This window comes from Agarivorans sp. JK6, assembly GCF_045277145.1.
Lineage (GTDB): Bacteria > Pseudomonadota > Gammaproteobacteria > Enterobacterales > Celerinatantimonadaceae > Agarivorans > Agarivorans albus.
Genome location: NZ_CP113525.1, coordinates 3,902,019 through 3,922,722, shown reverse-complemented (window position 1 = coordinate 3,922,722; position 20,704 = coordinate 3,902,019). Strand labels below are relative to the sequence as shown.

Below are 20,704 nucleotides of genomic sequence, written 5' to 3'. Positions count from 1 at the left end.
CAGTTATAAAGGCAGCCTAGGCTGCCTTTATTGTTTAGATTTCAAAGGAATGACTCTGCATGCGGCTATTGCGTAAAGCCTTGTGGCTTATATTGCTAATACTTTTTTCTTCTTCTGTTATTGCTCGCCCAAAAATAGGCTTGGCGCTCAGTGGCGGGGGGGCAAAAGGTGCGGCGCATTTGGGGGTTATTCAATTACTCGAAGAAAACCAAATTCCTGTCGATTACGTAGCTGGAACCAGCATGGGCGCTTATTTTGGTGCCATGTTAGCGATGGGCTATAGCGCGCAAGAGATTGAAGATTTAACCTTTTCTATTTATTGGGAGAGTGGCTTTGTTGATGAAGTCACTCGCAGTGAATTATCGCTGAGAAGTAAAAAGCAACAAGATGACTACCAAATAGCCTTGCCAATTGGGGTTAATAAAGACGGCGTTCAAATACCTAAAGGCGCTGTGCAAGGCCAAACTATGGCCGAGATTTTGCGTTATGCCACCAGCAACTTAGAAGCGCTAGAAAGTTTTGATGAGTTGGCCATTCCTTATCGCGCAGTAGCCACCGATATGGCTGCTATGACCCCTTATATTCTCAAGCGTGGCGACTTAGCCGTTGCTATGCAAGCGAGTATGTCGGTGCCCGGTGCGTTACGCCCAGTAGAGCTTGATGGCAAACAGCTTTCTGACGGAGGCGTGGTTAACAACATGCCTGTGGATGTATTAAAAGAAATGGGTGCAGACATCATTATCGCGGTAGATATTGGTGCGCGGCTAAAAACTCAAGACGAGCTTAACACCGCGGTTGACGTGGTAGACCAGCTCTCTATCTTTCTTACTCGATCTGGTACCGAGCGACAAATTGCCTTGCTAGGGGCTGATGACTTACTCATATCACCCGATGTAACTGGCATCGATACCGCTGACTTTGCATTAATGCCTTTAGCGATTAAACGAGGTAAGCAAGCGGCAGCAGAGCCGATAGCACAGTTAGCTAAGCGTATTCATAGTGATGACCAAGAAAAGGTATATTTAGCCTATCAACAAAAGGTTAAAGATCGCAGAGCCACACTTAAACTACATGAACAATTTGTGGTGAGTAAAATTGAACTCAATAACAACTCAGCTTTGAGCGATGAGGTTATTTTATCTCGTTTACAACTCAATCAAGGTGAGTTGCTTTCCAAAGCTCAACTTGAGGAAAAAATTAGCCAATTGTATGCCTTAGGAACCTTTGAGCGAGTCGACTATCGAATTAGCAGTGAACAGGGCGCTAATGTGATTCACGTGGATACTCAAGAAAAGCGCTGGGGGCCAGGCTACTTTGATATGAAGCTTGGTTTGCAGGAGAACTTTTCGGATCGCACCGAAGCGAATTTGGGCCTTGGGTTTACCTTAACTAATCTAAATGAGTATGGTGCAGAGTGGCGTAATGAGTTTGAAATCGGGTCGATAAAGCGTCTATTTACCGAATACTACACGCCATTTACCGATAACCTTAAATATGCTTGGTTAGTATCAGCAGAGTACGATAAACGCAGCCGCCGTTTATATGGTTTAGGTGAAGACATTGAGTACCTAGAAGCCGATTTTAGTGACGCCACTTTTCGCACTCAACTAGCCTGGAACTATAAACCCTGGCAAGAATGGGGGCTAGGCTTAGCGGCTAGGCACGGTGATATCGAATTAAAAGGATTTAGCGGCGATGCCAGCTATTGGTTATATGGTCCTTACTTTAGATTTGACTATGACACCCTAAACAGCTGGGCTTTTCCTACCCAAGGCAAAATGCTGGATGTGGGTTTAACTCTTTATCATGAAGATGTACAAGGGTTTTCTAGTGTATTAGCGCCCAGTTTTGAGGCTCGCTGGAAAGTGCCATTTGGCTGGGATAAGCATAATTTAAATTGGTTTGGTGAATATGGCAGCACAGGTAGTGACTTTGTTGTGCCAACTGATGCTCAAGACTTAGGTGGCTTTTTACGTCTTTCAGGCTTTAAGTATGAACAGTTATCGGGTCGTTATAAGGCGCTAACGGGCCTCATGTACTTTTATCAGCTGCACTATTTTCAATCTCCCGTATTACAAGCGCCTGTTTTTGTCGGGGGGTCTTTGGAAAACGGCGGAGTATGGAATAGCTCTGATGAAATTTCTTATAGCAGTGCGCTGTGGGCCGGCAGTATTTTTGCTGCTCTAGACACCAGTGTATTAGGGCCGGTGGTACTTGCCTATGGGCACAACGAATCGGAGCAAACTTTATATTTATTTATCGGCAATGACTTCTAAATAAGTGATAAATGTGAATAAATTGTAACTTTTCCGCTTGTGGCTAAAGTATAATAAAGGCTGTAAGTTGTTGTTATAAAATGATTTAACTGTTTTTTTGTTAGCTTAGCTGAAACGTCGATATTTTAATTTATAGTTAAAACGGCTATAATCTCAGCCCCATGAGGCCAGCAAAGCTCTGGCCCATATATATGGATATCCCCTACGGGCATTATTACAATAAGGAGCGAGCCGTGCTAGAAAGCTACCGCAAACACGTCGAAGAGCGTGCTGTTGAAGGTATTGTACCTAAACCCCTCGATGCTGAACAAACCGCAGGATTAGTAGAGTTATTAAAAGCTCCGCCAGCCGGTGAAGAAGAGTTTCTACTCGATTTGTTAGCAAACCGAATTCCCCCAGGTGTAGATGAAGCCGCTTATGTTAAAGCCGGTTTTCTTGCTGCTGTAGCAGCTGGAGAAGTAAGCTCTCCTATTGTTTCTGCCGCGTATGCCACTGAACTGTTGGGTACAATGCAAGGTGGTTACAATATTGAACCACTCATCTCATTACTTGATAATGCTGAGCTTGCACCTATCGCAGCTAAAGCCTTATCACATACTTTATTGATGTTTGATGCTTTCCACGACGTGGAAGAAAAAGCCAAAGCGGGCAACAACTTTGCACAACAAGTGATGCAAAGCTGGGCCGATGCAGAGTGGTTCTTAAGCCGCCCTGAGCTTGCTGAAAAATCAACACTTACTGTTTTCAAAGTGACCGGCGAAACCAACACCGATGACTTATCGCCTGCTCCCGATGCTTGGTCTCGACCAGATATCCCACTGCACGCATTAGCTATGCTTAAAAATGCCAGAGAAGGGATCGAACCTGATCAAGCGGGTTCAATTGGCCCAATGAAGCAAGTTGAAGCCTTGAAAGAGAAAGGCCATCCACTAGTTTACGTAGGTGACGTTGTAGGTACTGGTTCTTCGCGTAAATCTGCTACTAACTCTGTGTTGTGGTTAATGGGCGATGATATTCCTCATGTACCAAACAAGCGTGGCGGTGGCTTTTGTTTAGGCGGAAAAATTGCACCAATCTTCTTTAATACCATGGAAGATGCTGGCGCATTGCCTATCGAGTTAGACGTAGAAAAACTAGGCATGGGCGATGTTATCGACATTTACCCGTTTGCTGGTGAAGTGAAAAAATCAGGTACTGACGAAGTTATCTCAACCTTTGAGCTAAAAACCGACGTATTACTTGATGAAGTTCGCGCTGGTGGCCGTATCCCTCTCATTATTGGCCGTGGCTTAACTGACCGTGCTCGTACATCTTTAGGCCTAGAGCCTTCGGAAGTATTCAAGCGCCCTCAAGACGTAGCTGCTTCAACTAAAGGCTTTACGCTTGCCCAGAAAATGGTAGGTAAAGCCTGTGGTGTAGACGGTATTCGACCTGGCCAATACTGTGAGCCGAAGATGACGACAGTGGGCTCGCAAGATACTACTGGCCCAATGACCCGTGATGAGCTAAAAGATTTAGCCTGTTTGGGCTTCTCTGCAGACCTAACCATGCAGTCATTCTGTCATACCGCTGCTTACCCTAAACCAGTAGATGTGAATACTCACCACACGCTTCCTGATTTCATCATGAACCGTGGCGGCGTATCTCTACGCCCTGGTGACGGTGTTATCCACTCTTGGCTAAACCGTATGTTGTTACCAGATACTGTTGGTACTGGTGGTGACTCGCATACCCGTTTCCCAATTGGTATTTCTTTCCCTGCAGGTTCTGGTTTGGTGGCATTTGCTGCTGCTACAGGTGTTATGCCCTTAGATATGCCGGAATCAATCTTGGTTCGCTTTAAAGGCGAAATGAAGCCAGGTATTACCTTACGTGATTTGGTGCATGCAATTCCTTATGCTGCGATTCAACGCGGTCTATTAACGGTTGAGAAGAAAGGCAAGAAAAACATCTTCTCAGGTCGTATCTTAGAAATTGAAGGCTTAGAAGAGCTAAAAGTTGAGCAAGCTTTTGAATTGTCGGATGCATCTGCTGAGCGCAGTGCTGCAGGTTGTACTATTAAGTTAGGTAAAGCCCCAATCATTGAGTACTTAAACTCAAACATTGTGATGCTTAAGTGGATGATTGCTGAAGGCTACGGCGACCGTCGTACTATCGAGCGTCGTATCACTGCTATGCAAGAGTGGATCGCTAACCCTGAATTGATGGAAGCAGACAAAGACGCAGAATACAAAGAAATCATTGAGATTGATTTGGCTGATATTAACGAGCCAGTATTGTGTGCGCCAAATGATCCAGATGATGCGCGTTTACTATCTGAAGTAGCAGGCCAGAGCATTGATGAAGTGTTCTTAGGTTCATGTATGACTAACATTGGTCATTTCCGTGCAGCAGGTAAATTGCTCGACAAGCATACTGGCTCATTGCCAACACGTATGTGGGTTGCTCCTCCAACACGTATGGACCAGAAGCAGCTTACCGAAGAAGGCTACTACGGTATTTACGGTCGTGTTGGTGCACGTACCGAGATCCCTGGTTGTTCTTTGTGTATGGGTAACCAAGCACGCGTGGCCGATAACTCAACGGTAGTCTCTACCTCTACGCGTAACTTCCCTAACCGTTTAGGTACCGGCGCTAATGTTTACTTGGCTTCTGCCGAGTTAGCTGCTGTATCGGCCATTTTAGGTAAGTTACCTACTCCAGAGGAGTACCTTGAGTATGCGAAGCAAATTGACGCTACTGCAGCTGATACTTATCGTTACCTCAACTTCGATGAAATCACTGATTACACTAAAGTGGCAGATGAAGTGATTATTCAAGCCGCCGTGTAGATTTTTCACACCGCATTAAAAACGCAGCTTTGGCTGCGTTTTTTTTTGCACAATAGCCAAGTAACACACTGAGGTGGTACTATATATACGCCTAAATAAGTAAAATTATGAACATTTTATTATAAAATAAATATAATTTGCGTTATTATGTGCTGCAAAATATGGATAATTTTAGCATTTACTGGTATAAAGGAGCCCGCTAGATTTACTAGCTCATTCGCTTGCAGTTGGAAGACAATATGTCCTTTAATGATGTTGTAGTAGTTGGCCCGTTGGCCGTAGATATGAGCCAAAATAGTATTACGTTTAAGGATAAAAGTGCCTATTTGGGACCATTAAGAACCCATTTGTTGGGATATTTGTGTAAACATGTCAATCAAGTTGTGGGGAGAGACGACTTGTCTGATGCTGTGTGGGGGCGTAGTGTCTCAGACCATACAATTAACCAGCATATATCTCAGTTACGAAAAGTAATCACTACTTTGAACAATACTGAACTCACTATCGCTACCATTCCCAAAAAGGGTTACATAGCAAGATGTGAAGCAGTAGGTCAGCCAAACCGAGTAAAACCGGAGCTGGTTCAAAATCAAGCTAAAGCCTTGTTACTAAGTGATACTGAGACCTGCCAGAAAATTCAAAACCTGAAGGCAGATGGCGAGTTAAAACAGTTAGAAATGTTCTCTAATGCTGGTTTGTTGCATGAGCGACTAATGAGCAACGAGTTTCAAGCTGTGATCATCGACACCGAGTTAGCTAATGCCGAAGGCTTAAAGCTAATTAAGGCAATTCGAACTGGCCAAACTTTAGCTAGCTCTGATATCGCTATTCTATCTTTAGCATCTGAAGCCACTAAGCAATTGCTTGGTTTTAATGTATTGATGGACGTGCAAGGCTTAATCGTTAAGCCTGTTAACATTGAAGTATTGGAAAAACAAATCAAAACAGCCGTAGCAATGCGCTTTAAGCTAAAGCCAAATGCCGCTTATGATCTTGTTCCTACTATGTTAAACAGCGCAGCTAGCGTAAACTTACAGTCTGCTTGTTTAAGTAACTAGACTGAAACTATGGAACTGACGATTCGCCGTTCATTGGACGGCGCATTTTTTATTGATTGCGGTGACGAACATCGGTGTTTTTCGATGTGGCTAGAGCGCGAATTGAATAAAGACCGTCAGTTTATTTCTTCCTTACTCGCCCGCTTGAAAAATCTATCTGGCTTAGCAGAGCTACACATAGACAGTGATGAGTTCCGTTTTGTGGCCAATCTAGATGAAGTTAGCATCGAGGTTTCTCAAGACGACGCTTCAGATAATCCAGCGCTCTTACAAGATGCCATGAGTTTAGATGCAGCGCATAGTGCTTGCGGTTACGACGATTTCCTAGAATTGTTAAAATCTATCGAGACTTATTAACATGGTGCAAAATTAGCATCTAGTTCGAGAATGTTCTAAACCCTTCTTCAGCTCTTTTTATTCAGCCAATTCATTACTTTAACCCTAACTTATATGCGGGTTAACTGCCAAGTTGCTACATATTCTTCGCTAGCTGCACTCTATTAGTGCTGATAGAAATACCACTACCAAAATGTGAACCATGTTGGAGCGTTGTTAAAAAATATAGCACCATAATGGTGCGGCTGTATTTGTTCTATTTTATGTTTTGTTTCTTAACTTATTGTTTTGTATATCTAATTCTGTTTTGGCACAAGCCTTGTATTTTGTTATTCGACAAAAGTTAATCGATGACTCTTTGGAGGAGCTCAAATGAAACTAATTAGCGCGATAATCAAGCCATTCAAATTGGATGACGTGCGTGAAGCCATCGCCGAAGTTGGCGTAGATGGTTTAACCGTATCTGAAGTTAAAGGTTTTGGTCGTCAAAAAGGTCACACCGAATTATATCGTGGTGCCGAGTACCAAGTTGACTTTCTACCTAAGGTAAAACTAGAGATTGCTACTAGCTCTGAAAATGTGGATCGCATTATTGAAGCGATTTCTAGTGCTGCTTACACCGGCAAAATCGGTGACGGTAAGATTTTTGTATACGACTTAAGCAACGTAGTACGTATTCGTACTGGCGAAATGGATGCAGAGGCTATCTAAGGGCAACCTTAGCAAGCTTATAACAGGGATTACGGGGAAGTAATTATGGAAAACGAAATTTATCAACTGCAATATGCCATCGACACCTTCTACTTTTTGGTGTGTGGCGCATTAGTAATGTGGATGGCTGCTGGCTTCTCTATGCTAGAAGCTGGTTTAGTTCGCGCTAAAAACACCACTGAAATTCTAACTAAGAACATCGCTCTTTACTCTATCGCTTGTATCATGTACTTGATTTGTGGTTACTCAATCATGTATGACGGCGGTATCTTCTTATCAGGCATCGAAGCCTTTGACCTAGGTGGCGTATTAGCTTCTAAAGCTGAAGAAGGCTTTGAAGGCGGCAGCGTATACTCAGGTGCTTCTGACTTCTTCTTCCAAGTAGTATTCGTTGCAACTGCAATGTCTATTGTTTCGGGTGCAGTTGCTGAGCGTATGAAGCTTTGGGCATTCCTAATCTTCGCTGTAGTGCTAACTGGTTTCATCTACCCTCTAGAAGGTAGCTGGACATGGGGCGGTGCAGACGTATTCGGTCTATACAACCTAGGCGACCTTGGTTTCTCTGACTTCGCTGGTTCAGGTATTGTTCACTTAGCAGGTGCTGCAGCAGCATTAGCCGGTGTACTACTACTAGGTGCTCGTAAAGGTAAATACGGTAAAAACGGTTCTGTTAACCCAATTCCTGGTTCAAACATGCCGCTAGCTACTGTAGGTACTTTCATCTTATGGATGGGTTGGTTTGGCTTTAACGGCGGTTCTGTATTGAAACTTGCTGATGCTTCAAACGCTCACTCTGTTGCAATGGTATTCTTAAACACTAACGCTGCAGCTGCGGCTGGTGCAATCGCTGCACTACTAGTATGTAAGCTTACTTGGGGTAAAGCAGACCTAACAATGTTATTAAACGGCGCATTAGCTGGTCTAGTAGCGATTACTGCAGAACCTTCTACTCCTACTGCGCTTCAAGCCACTCTGTTTGGTGCTGTAGCTGGCGTATTGGTTGTAGCGTCTATCGTATTCTTCGATAAGATTAAGATTGATGATCCAGTAGGTGCTATCTCAGTTCACGGTGTAGTTGGTCTATTCGGTCTATTGATTGTTCCACTAACTAACGATGGTTCAAGCTTCTCTGGCCAAATCATCGGTGCATTAACTATCTTTGCATGGGTATTCGTAGCAAGCTTCATCGTATGGAGCATCCTAAAAGCTGTAATGGGTATCCGAGTTTCTGAAGAAGAAGAAATGAACGGTATGGACATTGCTGATTGTGGTATCGATGCATACCCTGAGTTCGTAACAGTTAAGTCTTCTAGCTAAGATTAAAAAGTAATAAAAAAGGCCCGCATTGCGGGCCTTTTTTTGTTTTAAAACATAGCGAAAGATGTTGTCTCATGTTAATCTAAAGTCAAATGATAACGATTTGCGTTTAACATATATTGAAGGACTCATTTGTGAATAAATCAGTATTCTCTTCATTAGTGGCCATGGTGGCTTCACTAGTGGTTGCCACTCCAGCCTTAGCTGCAGAAGAAGTAAACTTATACTCTTACCGCCAACAAAGCTTGTTACAACCTTTAACTGATGCGTTTACCGAAGAAACGGGCATTAAAGTGAATGTTGTGCATGCTGCTAAAGGTTTAGCTGAAAAGATCAAAGCGGCAGGCGAAAACAATCCTGCTGATTTAGTACTAACCGTTGATATCGGTCGTTTGGAAGAAGTGCGCGCTGCTGGTTTATTTGAAGCCGTTAACTCTCCAGTTATTGACGAAGTTGTTCCGGCTCACTTACGCCATCCAGATAACTTATGGTTTGCCTTAACCACACGCGCTCGGGTTATTTATGCTCATAAAGACCGCGTTAAAGAAGGTGAGCTTAACTCACTTAAAGACTTAGCCGATCCAAAATGGCAAGGCCGTATTTGTACTCGTTCTGGTAAGCATGTTTACAACATTGGTTTGATTGCTTCAGTGATTGCTGAAGACGGTGAAGCTGCCGCAGAAACGTGGCTAAAAGGTTTAAAAGCTAACTTGGCACGCAAGCCACAAGGTAACGACCGTGCTCAAGCTAAAGCCATCTTCGAAGGCCAATGTGATTTAGCGATTGCTAACCGTTACTACATGGGCAAGATGTTCTACAACACTAAGAGCCCTGAGCAGCAAGAGTGGGCCGAGCAGATCCGCGTTGTATACTTAGACCAAGACATTGGCGGCCGTGGTCAGCACATTAATATTTCTGGTGCTGGTTTATTGAAAACAGCTAAAAACAAAGAGAATGCCATTAAGTTGTTAGAGTTCTTAGTTGGTGAAAAAGCTCAAGGTTTATACGCTACTGCCAACTACGAAGAACCAGTTCGCACCGGTATCAAAACTGATGAGTTTATTGAAAGCCTAGGTGATTTCAAAGCTGACCGTATTTCCCTTCAAGAAGTGGCAGACCAACGTGCTGCAGCAGCACGCTTAGTTGACCGTGTTGGCTATGACATGTAAAGGTTGTTAAACTTGCTATTCTATTAGCAAGCGTCAATAAAGCTGGCCTTAGGTCAGCTTTATTAGTTTTCGGCTCTGTGCCGTTTTTTTATTTGGAAGCTATGAGCACTACCGCCAATTCTACTTCGCCTTTCTCGTTAGCTCGTTTACGCTTTGACCCTTGGGTATGGCTTGCCTTAGCAATTGCTGCCTTAGCCATTGTCCCTATTGCCACCATTTTGATGCTCTCATGGGCCGACAACCAAGAAATCTGGCAACACTTACTGGATACGGTATTTTGGATTTACGTTAAAAACACTTTAATGCTGTGTTTGGGCGTGGCTTTATTTACCAGTTTAATGGGTACCGGTGCGGCCTGGTTGGTCACGCGCTTTAATTTTCCCCTGAAATCGGTTTTGGTATGGGCGCTATTGCTACCCTTGGCGGTACCAAGTTACATACTCGCCTTTGTTATTACTGACCAACTTGAATACGCAGGTTTTGTACAAAAAAGCTTGCGCGCTTTGTTTGGCTGGCAAACTGCACGAGACTACTGGTTTCCGGAGATTCGCTCCATTCAAGGCGCCATTGCGGTATTGAGTTTAGTGCTGTATCCCTATGTGTATTTGTTAGCGCGTGCTGCTTTTGTAGAGCAAGCTGCACAGCTTTTTGAAATGAGCCGCTGCCTAGGCAAAAGTCAAACTCAGAGCTTTTTTAAAGTGGCATTGCCACTAGCGCGACCTGCCATTGTGGTTGGGGTTACATTAGCGCTAATGGAAACCATTAATGAATATGGCACGGTAGAGTTTTTTGCAGTGCCTACGTTAACCGCGGGAATATTTGATGTGTGGCTAAACATGAGCAGCCTGTCCGCCGCCGCTCAAATAGCCTTAATGCTGGTGAGTTTTTCTATCTTGCTGCTGGGTTTAGAGCGCTATAGCCGCAACGCTGGTAAGTTTTATAAGCTGACTGGTCAATCTCCCGCTATGTTTGCCGAACCGCTTTCGGGCTTTAAAGCATGGCTAGCCACCGCTTTATGTTTATTGCCTATTAGCCTTGGTTTCATCTTGCCTATCACGGTGTTAACTAATTATGCATTACGCAATTTAGACCAAGGAATAGAGCAGTACTTAAATAGTGCTTGGAACAGTTTTTCTTTGGCGATTATGGCCGCGTTGCTAACAACGATTTTGGGTTTGTTGCTAGCCTACGGGGTTCGCTTATCTAAAAGCAATAAAATGCGCAGCATCGCCGAGGCTGCAACCTTGGGGTATGCCATCCCTGGTGCGGTGCTAGCAGTAGGCATTTTGTACCCGCTTGGTGTGTTTGATAATGCTGTTGATAGCGTAATGAAAGCCTGGTTTGATTATCCAACCGGCTTATTGCTCACTGGCACCGGTGGCGCCTTGGTATTAGCCTATTCGCTGCGTTTTATCGCTTTAAGTTACCGTACGCTTGACGCAAGCCTTACCAAAATCACTCCTGAAATGGATGACGCCTCACGTATTCTTGGTAGCCGTTCAGGTAAGACGCTATGGCGAATTCATCTCCCTTTAATACGACCAAGTGTGCTCACCGCCATGCTACTGGTGTTTGTAGACACCATGAAAGAGTTGCCTATCACCCTGATACTAAGGCCGTTTAATTTTGATACTTTATCAACCCAAGTATGGGATTTGGCGTCTTTAGAACAGCTTGAGCAAAGCGCTTTGGCTGCATTAACTATATTACTGGCGGGCATTATCCCGGTTATTATCATGAGTCGAAATATCGGTTCTTCTGAACGTCGCCCACAAGGACAATAAACCCGCAATGAGTATTGTTTTACGCAAAGTTAATCATTTTTACGGCGAACAACAGGCATTAAAAAATGTCAGCATTGAAGTGAGCGAGAATCAAATCGTTGCGCTATTGGGTCCATCGGGTTGTGGTAAAACCACACTGTTACGCCTTATCGCCGGTTTAGAGCGACTACAAAGTGGCGAGCTTTACTTGCAAGACAAGCTAGTGGCTGCGCCTAAGCAAGCGATTCATCTAGCACCAGAGCAACGGGCCATTGGCATGATGTTCCAAGACTATGCCTTATTCCCTCATATGAGTGTGCGTAAAAATATCGAGTATGGTTTACGTAAACAGCAAGATCTTGCGAAGCGGCGTAATTGGATTGAGGAAAGCCTAGATAATATGGGCATGCAAGGCTTGTTAGAGCGCTTTCCGCATACCTTGTCGGGTGGCCAGCAGCAGCGGGTAGCTCTACTTCGTGCCTTAGCTCCAGAGCCAAGCACTTTACTGCTAGATGAGCCTTTCTCCGCGCTTGATGAGCATCTTCGTCAGCAAGTACGTGAAGAAACCCTTGATGTACTGAAGAAAACCAATACCCCTGCGGTAATGGTGACTCACGATCCACTAGAAGCAATGTTTATCGCCGATAAAATTGTAGTGATGGAGAAGGGGGAGATTGTGCAAAATGCTAGCCCTCAAGAAATTTACAACAATCCGAAAAACGCCTTTGTGGCAGCGTTATTTGGCCCTAGCAATCGCTTTGAAGTGGAAGTTGAAGGGCACAAAGTTAACACGCCACTTGGAGCATTTGCTGCAGCTGACATCGAAGATCAGCAGATGGCAGAGATTATTGTGCGGGCTAAAGATATCGTGGTACACCAGCTCGAAAACAAAAACCAGATAGAAGCTACAGTGATATCAGTGCATGCAATGGGTAACGAAACCCACTTTAGATTGCAGCTAAGCGGTATGCCTGAGCGGGTAATACATGCGCGTATGCGCGATCATTGGCAGGCGAGTGCTGGCACAAAAGTATGGTTGTCGGTAGATGGGGATGCGGCATTTGTCTTCCCTAAAGCATCGCTTTAGGGAAGCTAATTAGGCTTAGTTAGCCAACTTCAAAGAGTTCTTTCACTGACTGGAAGACATCGGCAATATCTACTTGGCGAGTAGGGGTGATAAAAATGGTGTCATCACCAGCAATGGTGCCAAGAATACCTTCAGCCTTGCCTAATGAATCTAACAAACGGGCTATTAGTTGAGCTGCGCCGGGGCTGGTGTGGATAACGATGAGTGCGTCATTGAAATCCATTTCTAATACTAAGATTTTTAGTTGGCTAGAAACGGTTGGAACCCCTAATTCTGCTGGTAAGCAGTAAACCATTTCCATTTTTGCGTTACGAGTACGCACCGCGCCAAACTTACTTAGCATGCGTGACACTTTCGATTGATTAATGTTTTCGAAACCTTGCTCTTGCAGGGCGGTCACTATTTCGGCTTGCGAGCCAAATCGTTCCTCTTTTAACAGTGATTTAAAGGCTTTTATTAACTGTTCTTGTTTATCGCTATATTTCATCGGTGATCCGAGCTTATAAATCCGTTGCCATTGTCGCCAACTTTTTACTCTAATTCAACTTTATTCTAGTTTTATGCATATAAATGCATACTCTGACACAGAATTATTATTGCATTTAATAACAATTAGTTGTGAGCCTTTGCTAAGCTGAATTATGATAGCCCAATCCGACTCGATGAGTAGTTGATTATGTGGATTAAACTTTTCATTCTTCTTCCTGTTTTTGTGTTTAGTTCAGCCTTTGCTGAAGATAAACCCTTACGAATTGTTACCGAAGCCTCTTACCCACCATTTGAAGCCTTTGACGAGCAAAAGCAATTAGTAGGTTTTGATATCGAATTAGCCAAAGCGGTGTGTATACAAATAAACAGAGAATGTGAGTTTTACCATCAGCCTTTTGACAGTTTGCTGACGAGTGTTGCGGCAGGGCACTATAACTTGGCGATTTCAGCTTTAGATATCACCGAGCAGCGAAAACAGTTAGTTAATTTTAGCGATGCGTATTTTGACAACATGGCGGTATATATAACTAGCTCGGAACAGGTTTTGGCTAATAGCGCTGTTGTGGCAGTGCAAAGCGGTTCTAGCTTTATGCGTTTTTTACGTGAGCAACGACCAGATATTTTGTCGATTGCTTACCCCAGTTATCAATTGGCACTTAATGATTTAGAACAAACGAAAATAGATGCGGTGTTTTTGGATGCCGCTGCTGCGCATTACTGGTTAGCGAGTCATCCCAACTTTGTTATTCAAGTTGATGAAAGCTATCCTGCTAGTGGTTTGGGAATGGCTGTTTCCAAGCAAGACGAAGACCTGCTGAATCAAATCAACCATGCGCTTAAAGTGTTAAAAAATAATGGCACTTACCAAACAATATATCAGTCCTTTTTTAACTAACAAATACTGTTAGACCAAGGTCTTAAGCCATATTGTTAAAGTGTGATTAAGGCAACCTTTTCCTGTTTTAAACTTGCTTTAAAAATGTTGCTAAATTGTATTTTGAGGCGGATTCCGTTATCTTGTCAGCTGTCTCTATAGACATCCCCTCTACAACTACAAAAAGCATGGAGAAGTTTGATGAAAGTTGCCGTATTAGGTGCTGCAGGCGGAATTGGCCAAGCCCTTTCATTACTATTAAAAACTCAGTTACCCGCTGGTTCTGAACTTTCGCTTTACGACATCGCCCCAGTAACACCAGGTGTTGCTGTAGATTTGAGCCACATCCCTACACAAGTGGCCATTAAAGGATTTGCAGGCGAAGACCCAAGCCCGGCCCTAGAAGGTGCCGATATTGTTCTTATTTCAGCTGGTGTGGCGCGTAAGCCAGGTATGGATCGTTCAGATCTATTCAACATCAACGCTGGTATTGTTAAAAACCTTATCGAGAAAGTTGCTGTTACCTGCCCTAAAGCGTGTATCGGCATTATCACTAACCCTGTAAATACTACTGTGCCAATTGCTGCAGAAGTATTGAAAAAAGCCGGTGTATACGACCCTGCTAAATTGTTTGGTGTAACGACTCTTGACGTAATCCGCTCTGAAACATTTATTGCTGAAGCAAAAGGCTTAAACCCTGCCGACATTAACTTAAACGTTATTGGTGGCCACAGTGGTGTAACTATCTTGCCATTGTTATCTCAGTTAGATGGTATTTCATTCACCGATGAAGAGATTGCCGCGATGACCACGCGTATTCAAAACGCCGGTACTGAAGTAGTTGAAGCTAAAGCGGGTGGCGGTAGCGCTACACTTTCTATGGGCCAAGCAGCCGCACGCTTCTGTTTGTCTTTAGTTAAAGCAGCTCAAGGCGAAGACGTAATTGAGTGTGCCTACGTTGATGGCGGCAGTGAGCATGCTAAGTTCTTTGCTCAACCAGTGCGTTTGGGCCCTCAAGGTGTTGCTGAAATCTTACCTTACGGTGAGATTAGCGCATTTGAGAAAGCTGCAATTGACGGCATGTTAGACACCTTACACGGTGACATCGATAAAGGCGTAGAATTTGTTTAATTACAAATTTTAAATCCTAATAAGGAGTGCAATGCACTCCTTTTTTGTATCCGCATGTTGTCGAAGTACCTAACTAAGCTAGGCTTGGGATAATAAATGGTTTTTGACGGCCTCTTCTACTTATTTCGGTGTTGCAGCTACTTGCAATAGGCGCGCGGCTTCGCCTTGAACTAAGCAAAACTATCTCGCCAGAAACATGAAGCTAGATTAAGTACTGGCTTGCAGAGTTATCGTCACTTCCTTATCTCTAATTCAGGTTAATTATAAAGCTGTTGTTGCCCATTTACTTGCGCTAAACCAATCTTAAACAAGCTTCAAAGCTAGCTTTAGCGTAGAAATGGCCATTTAGATTATCAGAGATAAAAGTGGCTTTAGTTTTTTGGCATGATGCCGATAGCTTAAGTGTTAAGACGATAGGAACGGCTATGAATAAGCAGATCATTTCACTACTTCTTGCTGCGGGAATAAGTTCAGCGGCCTTTGCAGAATCTATTGATGCCTTGTCAGTGGATGATGAATTAGACACGCCAGCACAGCAAGCTGAGCCAGTTACTATTGATCCAACCGAATACACCAGTCCATCAGATATTGAAGCGGTTCAGCTTTATAAGCAAGACGAGTTAATCACTTGGATTAACAACAATCAGCACCTTGCTCGGGTGAAAGCAGACGATTGCCAGTTAGTTGAAGACATTGAGGCTCGGGCCGAAAAAGTCGCGATTCCCGCCTATCAGTTTTTATGGGGCGATATGCTGGCATGGGGAGTCTGTGTTGATTCAAATCCTGAGCTTGGCGTTATGTATATGTGGCGAGCGGCTAATCAAGGTTTAGCAGCAGCCATGGAGCAATTAGGTCGCTATTACGCAACGGGCACCTTAGTTCAGCAAGATTACGCCAAAGCCATTCCATTATTACGTGAAGCTGCCGGACAAGGTTTTCTACCCGCTCAGTTGCGCTTAGTATCACTCTATGTGGAAGGTAAAGGCAGCCCTTACGATTATGAAGATGCCTATCGCTGGTTACATCATTCAATCATTGCCGACAAACAAACTCACCGTGAAGCCAGCCAATTATTGGCTGCTCTCGCTAGCAAAATGCCTGAATATGTAGTGGTTAAAGCTAAAGCAAGCAACCAACCCTACTAAAGCCACGCGCAAAGCATTAACATAGAGCTATTCTTGAAGAGTAATACTTTTTGTTGCTCAACTTAGTAGGTTAGTTAATGCAAAATCAGGCTGTGTCGGCCACACTAAAATCGACCTTACTCGCTGCCTTAACAGAAGAAATGGCCCCCGTTTCTAAAGACTGGCTCAAAGCCTTGTGTAGTGAAGAACAAAGAAGCCAGTTCTCGGCAAGCCTTGCTGAGTTGCTTGATGAAGGTGCTTTGGTAACTACGCGGATTGGTGCTTATACCTTACCTGAGCGTTTAGGTTTAGTGACCGGAACCATTATTGGTCATCGTGATGGTTTTGGTTTCTTAAAAACTACCCAAGAAGGCACCGATTTATTCTTACCCGCAAAAGAAATGCGCAAGGTTTTCCATAACGATTTTGTGTTGGCTGCGCCATCTAGCATGGATAAGCGTGGTCGCCGTGAAGGCCAAGTCATTCGAGTATTAAAACCAGGTAAATTAGAGTTAGTGGGGCGCTTTTTTGTTGAGGGCAATCACCGCTATGTCGTGCCGGACGATTCTCGAATTAACCAAGATATTCTCATTGGCAAAAATGACACAGCGGGTGCTCGTCAAGGCCAAGTGGTAGTGATTGAAGTGCTAAGTCGCCCTTCGGCTCCCAAGCTAGCTGTAGGTAAAGTGATTGATATTCTCGGTGAGAAAATGGCACCGGGCATGGAAGTGCAAGTTGCTTTGCGTAATCACGATATTCCACATGAGTGGCCAAAAGCGGTCACTAAAGCCGTTAGTAAGCTTGAAGAAGAAGTGGATGATGCGGCTAAACAAAACCGCGTTGATCTGCGTGAACTACCATTGGTTACCATTGATGGTGAAGATGCGCGCGATTTTGATGATGCAGTATATTGTGAAGCGAAAAAGTCTGGCGGCTGGCGTTTATGGGTAGCTATTGCAGATGTGTCTTATTACGTACGCCCCGATGCAGCACTCGATAAAGAAGCACTAAATCGTGGTAACTCGGTGTATTTTCCAGACCAAGTTATCCCTATGTTGCCAGAGCAACTCTCCAATGGATTGTGTTCACTTAACCCAAAAGTAGACCGCTTATGTATGGTGGCAGAGATGACCATTTCCGCTGCTGGCCGTTTATCGGGTTATAAATTTTATGAAGCGGTAATGCACTCGCATGCGCGATTTACCTATAACAAAGTGGCGGCGATTCTGGATGGTGATGAAGCTTTAGCCCAGCGCTACGCCGAACAAGTTCCGCACTTGCAAGAGCTGCATCGCTTATACAGTGCTTTAAAAGTAAGCCGTGCCCAGCGCGGTGGTATTGAGCTAGAAACGCAAGAAACCCGTTTTATTTTTAATGCCCAACGCAAAATTGAGCAAATTGTTCCGCTAACCCGTAATGATGCACACAAAATGATTGAAGAGTGCATGATTCAGGCAAACGTGGCAGCGGCTAAGTTTGTAGAAAAGCATCAGCAAGCCATTTTATATCGGGTGCACGATCGCCCCGGTAAAGAGCGTTTAACTAATTTTAGAGGTTTCCTGAACGAGTTAGGTCTGCCATTAGGCGGAGGCGAAGAGCCACAGCCGAGTGACTACTTTAAATTAGTTGAAGCCATTCAAGAGCGACCTGATCTTGAGCTTATTCAAACCATGTTATTGCGCTCTATGATGCAAGCGGTCTATCAACCTGACAACATTGGTCACTTTGGTTTAGCGCTTAAATCTTATGCGCACTTTACTTCACCTATTCGTCGTTACCCAGACTTGTTATTGCACCGAGTGATTAAGTTTCTAGTTAATAAGTTAGAAGCTGAGGCCGCCGGCAAAACCGTTAAAAACAAATGGACGGTTACCGGTGGTTACTCTTATCAAGATGATGAAATGGATAAGTTTGGCGAAGTGTGTTCAATGACCGAACGTCGCGCCGATGATGCCACCCGCGAAGTATCTGACAGTCTTAAATGTGAATACATGCAAGATCATGTGGGCACCGTGTTACCTGCAACCATTGCTGCAGTCACCGGTTTTGGCTTTTTTGCCCGCTTGGATGAGTTTCATATTGATGGGTTAGTACATATCAACTCTTTACGTGGCGACTATTATCATTATGATGCCGCTCGCCAGATCTTGGTGGGAGAGAAAACCGGAAAGCGCTTTAGAATAGGTGATGCGGTTACAGTTAAAGTAGCCTCGGTAAACATGGCCGATCGTAAAATGGAATTTGTCATCGTTAATAAAGATGGTCAGGCCGATGAATTTGACCGCCCAGAGCGAACTGGCAAAGATGGTGGTCACGGCAAACGCTTTGCTAAATCTACCGGGGATTCCGAACGCTCTAGGGATGGTAAAAAGAAACAACGCCATCGCGACAGTAAAAATAAAGGTAAACGCCGCGGCACTGCTAAATCGAAGAGCAATGAGAGTAGCAGCGAGAACAAAGGTGGCTTTAGCCCTTGGCAGCAACGTGATCCAGCGGCCAAAAAGGCAAAATCAAATAATGAGGCTAATGCCAAAACGCGCAAAAAGCCTAAAAAGAAACGTAAGCAGCGCCCTGGTAAACAAGAGCGTAACGCTGTTAAACAACAGAAGAATTAAACATGAGCCAACAAGTTATTTATGGTTTGCACGCAGTGCAAGCTTTGCTAGAGCGCAGCCCTGAGCGAATTATCGAAGTATATGCCTTAAAAGGGCGTCAAGATGAGCGTTTATTACCCTTGCTGAATGAGCTGCGTCGTTTGGGCGCTTCGGTTCAGTTTATGCCACGTAAAGCCCTAGACGACAAAGCCGAAAGTTCGCAACACCAAGGCATTGTGGCGCGAGTAAAAGCTGGCCGTGGTTATAACGAAAATGATTTAAAGCAGCTGGTGGAATCAAGCTCTGCTCCGCTGTTTTTGGTATTAGATGGGGTAACCGACCCACATAACCTAGGGGCATGTTTACGTAATGCCGATGCTGCCGGCGTGGCTGGGGTAATTGTGCCAAAAGACAAATCGGTTCAATTAAATGCCACTGTGCGCAAAGTAGCCTGCGGCGCAGCCGAAACCGTACCGCTAGTAGTGGTAACTAACCTTGCTAGAACACTGCGCGAACTGCAGCAGCTAGGCGTGTGGGTAGTTGGCACGGCAGGTGAGGCCGAACAGTTTATTTACGACAGTAAATTACAGGGCCCAATGGCGATTGTGATGGGCGCCGAGGGCAGCGGGATGCGCCGCTTAACTCGTGAAACCTGCGATGAACTAGTGAAGTTGCCAATGCTAGGTGCTGTATCAAGTTTAAACGTATCGGTTGCAGCAGGAATCTGCCTTTTTGAAGCGGTGCGCCAGCGCCGTTAATACCCAATTTACCCTGCCAAAAATACTGAGTTACTAGCCTCTGCGTGGAATATCATTCAGAGGCTTTAATTTAGCTTGATTAAATTCTCGCCTTCACATAAAATCAGCGCCCCTAAAACAGCCATTTTACTTTTAGTTCCTTGCCTCTTCGGTTCGGCTGTACCATGAACGAGGCTATAACCCGTAGGGAGCAATCATGCGTCATTACGAAATCGTATTCATGGTCCACCCAGACCAGAGCGAACAAGTTCCAGGTATGATCGAGCGTTACTCAGCAGTTATCACAGATAACGGCGGTAGCATCCATCGCTTGGAAGATTGGGGCCGCCGTCAATTGGCTTACCCAATCGAAAAATTGCACAAAGCCCACTATGTTCTTTTGAACATCGAAGCTAGCGCAGAAGTTGTTGATGAATTGGAAACTGCTTTCCGTTTCAACGATGCTGTTATCCGTAACATGATCATGCGCACTAAGTCTGCTGTTACAGAGATCTCTCCAATTGCTAAAGCTAAAGATGAGCGTCCAGCTCGTCGTGACGAAGAGCGTCCAGCTCGTCGTGAAGAAGCAGCACCAGCAGCTGAAGAAGCTCCAGCAGTAGAAGCTAAAGAAGAGTCAGCTAGCGAAGAATAAGACCTTATGTCTGAAAATAGGTTGGTTTTGCAGGGGCGAGTATTACGCGCACCAAAACGCTCTACCAGTCCGGCCGGTGTTGCACATTGCCAATTTTGGCTAGAGCATCGTTCGCAGCAACAAGAAGCTGGATTTTCTCGCCAAGCCTATTGCCAAGTAGCAGTAGTTGCCAGTGGCGATATTTTGAAGCAAGATTCATCGCATATAAGTATGGGGTGTGAAGTAAGAGTAAGTGGTTTTATAAATAGCCACAAAGCGGCCAACGGTTCATATCGATTGGTACTTCATGCTTCTGAAATTGATTTGTTATCACGAGGATAATGTTATGGCACGTTTTTTCCGTCGTCGTAAATTCTGCCGCTTTTCAGCGGAAGGTGTTGTTGAGATCGATTATAAAGATACAGCAACATTAAAAAACTACATCACTGAAAGTGGTAAAATTGTACCTAGTCGTATTACTGGTACAAGCGCTAAATACCAACGTCAACTTGCACGCGCTATTAAACGTGCTCGTTACCTGGCTCTATTGCCATACACTGATTTACATAAGTAAAT

The 20,704-nt window shown here is 44.3% G+C and carries 18 protein-coding genes; 17 read left to right on the top strand and 1 reads right to left on the bottom strand.

The window, feature by feature from the left end; genetic code table 11:
- Positions 1-59: 59 nt before the first annotated feature.
- The 9 genes from OV592_RS18025 to OV592_RS17985 all read left to right on the top strand — a co-directional run bounded on the left by OV592_RS18025 (position 60) and on the right by OV592_RS17985 (position 12,548).
- Positions 60-2,276, top strand: a complete 2,217-nt coding sequence (locus OV592_RS18025) for a patatin-like phospholipase family protein (RefSeq protein ID WP_406609548.1) — start codon at positions 60-62, stop codon at positions 2,274-2,276.
- Between the two features lie 233 nt (positions 2,277-2,509).
- On the top strand, positions 2,510-5,107 hold the full coding sequence (gene acnB / locus OV592_RS18020; RefSeq protein ID WP_249483550.1) for a bifunctional aconitate hydratase 2/2-methylisocitrate dehydratase: 2,598 nt from the start codon (positions 2,510-2,512) through the stop codon (positions 5,105-5,107).
- Positions 5,108-5,346: 239 nt separating this feature from the next.
- Positions 5,347-6,165, top strand: a complete 819-nt coding sequence (locus tag OV592_RS18015; RefSeq protein ID WP_406609547.1) for a winged helix-turn-helix domain-containing protein — start codon at positions 5,347-5,349, stop codon at positions 6,163-6,165.
- 9 nt (positions 6,166-6,174) lie between these two features.
- Positions 6,175-6,522 (top strand): YacL family protein, encoded by a 348-nt coding sequence (locus OV592_RS18010; protein WP_406609546.1) that lies wholly within the window; start codon positions 6,175-6,177, stop codon positions 6,520-6,522.
- A gap of 351 nt (positions 6,523-6,873) precedes the next feature.
- Positions 6,874-7,212 carry a P-II family nitrogen regulator gene (locus OV592_RS18005; protein WP_016400812.1) on the top strand — a complete coding sequence of 113 codons (339 nt, stop codon included), beginning with the start codon at positions 6,874-6,876 and terminating at the stop codon, positions 7,210-7,212.
- A gap of 45 nt (positions 7,213-7,257) precedes the next feature.
- Complete coding sequence (locus OV592_RS18000) at positions 7,258-8,529, top strand: ammonium transporter (RefSeq protein ID WP_016400813.1); 1,272 nt, start codon at positions 7,258-7,260, stop codon at positions 8,527-8,529.
- Positions 8,530-8,663: 134 nt separating this feature from the next.
- Positions 8,664-9,698: a Fe(3+) ABC transporter substrate-binding protein gene (locus OV592_RS17995; RefSeq protein WP_406609545.1), complete on the top strand. Its 1,035-nt coding sequence runs from the start codon at positions 8,664-8,666 to the stop codon at positions 9,696-9,698.
- A 101-nt stretch (positions 9,699-9,799) separates the two neighbouring features.
- The gene (locus tag OV592_RS17990; RefSeq protein ID WP_406609544.1) at positions 9,800-11,482 is read left to right on the top strand and encodes an ABC transporter permease; all 1,683 of its coding nucleotides are present in this window, start codon (positions 9,800-9,802) and stop codon (positions 11,480-11,482) included.
- Positions 11,483-11,489: 7 nt separating this feature from the next.
- Positions 11,490-12,548, top strand: coding sequence for an ABC transporter ATP-binding protein (locus OV592_RS17985; RefSeq protein WP_406609543.1), 1,059 nt, complete (start codon positions 11,490-11,492; stop codon positions 12,546-12,548).
- A gap of 19 nt (positions 12,549-12,567) precedes the next feature.
- Here the strand turns inward: OV592_RS17985 and argR are convergent, their stop codons facing one another.
- On the bottom strand, positions 12,568-13,035 hold the full coding sequence (argR, locus tag OV592_RS17980; RefSeq protein ID WP_016400817.1) for a transcriptional regulator ArgR: 468 nt from the start codon (positions 13,033-13,035) through the stop codon (positions 12,568-12,570).
- Positions 13,036-13,224: 189 nt separating this feature from the next.
- Here argR and OV592_RS17975 point away from each other — a divergent pair, with 189 nt between their 5' ends.
- From OV592_RS17975 to rpsR, 8 genes are all read left to right on the top strand, one after another.
- Positions 13,225-13,932: a transporter substrate-binding domain-containing protein gene (locus OV592_RS17975; protein ID WP_406609542.1), complete on the top strand. Its 708-nt coding sequence runs from the start codon at positions 13,225-13,227 to the stop codon at positions 13,930-13,932.
- 180 nt (positions 13,933-14,112) lie between these two features.
- Positions 14,113-15,042 carry a malate dehydrogenase gene (gene mdh, locus OV592_RS17970; RefSeq protein WP_016400819.1) on the top strand — a complete coding sequence of 310 codons (930 nt, stop codon included), beginning with the start codon at positions 14,113-14,115 and terminating at the stop codon, positions 15,040-15,042.
- A gap of 425 nt (positions 15,043-15,467) precedes the next feature.
- On the top strand, positions 15,468-16,187 hold the full coding sequence (locus OV592_RS17965) for a tetratricopeptide repeat protein (protein WP_016400820.1): 720 nt from the start codon (positions 15,468-15,470) through the stop codon (positions 16,185-16,187).
- Positions 16,188-16,264: 77 nt separating this feature from the next.
- On the top strand, positions 16,265-18,781 hold the full coding sequence (gene rnr, locus OV592_RS17960) for a ribonuclease R (RefSeq protein WP_406609541.1): 2,517 nt from the start codon (positions 16,265-16,267) through the stop codon (positions 18,779-18,781).
- 2 nt (positions 18,782-18,783) lie between these two features.
- On the top strand, positions 18,784-19,518 hold the full coding sequence (gene rlmB, locus OV592_RS17955) for a 23S rRNA (guanosine(2251)-2'-O)-methyltransferase RlmB (protein ID WP_016400822.1): 735 nt from the start codon (positions 18,784-18,786) through the stop codon (positions 19,516-19,518).
- A 196-nt stretch (positions 19,519-19,714) separates the two neighbouring features.
- Positions 19,715-20,149, top strand: a complete 435-nt coding sequence (gene rpsF / locus OV592_RS17950; RefSeq protein WP_016400823.1) for a 30S ribosomal protein S6 — start codon at positions 19,715-19,717, stop codon at positions 20,147-20,149.
- Between the two features lie 6 nt (positions 20,150-20,155).
- Positions 20,156-20,470: a primosomal replication protein N gene (gene priB / locus OV592_RS17945; RefSeq protein WP_406609540.1), complete on the top strand. Its 315-nt coding sequence runs from the start codon at positions 20,156-20,158 to the stop codon at positions 20,468-20,470.
- Between the two features lie 4 nt (positions 20,471-20,474).
- Complete coding sequence (gene rpsR / locus OV592_RS17940; RefSeq protein ID WP_016400825.1) at positions 20,475-20,702, top strand: 30S ribosomal protein S18; 228 nt, start codon at positions 20,475-20,477, stop codon at positions 20,700-20,702.
- Positions 20,703-20,704: the final 2 nt, after the last annotated feature.